We start from the raw sequence: 252 nt of genomic DNA on the forward strand, positions 1-252 counted from the left end.
CGGGCCGCGGTAGTCCCCGCTGCAGTGGCCCTTGCCGGCGCGGGTCAGTCGTCGGTGTGCAGGTGGGTCCGCTCGCCGTCGCGGTCGAAGATCGACAGCAGGTCCAGGTCACCGGCGCCGGGGTCGACGCCGATCCGGTGCGGGGTCATGGTGTCGAACTCCGCGGCCTCGCCCGGGTACACGAGGAACGTCCGGTCGCCGAGTTCCAGACGGGCCCGCCCGGCGAGGACGGTGAACCACTCGCGGCCGGGG

Annotated in this window: 1 protein-coding gene; it reads right to left on the reverse strand. The window is 74.2% G+C overall.

The features are described 5' to 3' along the window. Positions 1-44 precede the first annotated feature (44 nt). The coding region (locus AC0I8G_RS26060) for a cupin domain-containing protein (protein WP_471732526.1) at positions 45-252 on the reverse strand (208 nt) is incomplete at its 5' end.

The organism is Kineococcus sp. AC630 (genome assembly GCF_979255925.1).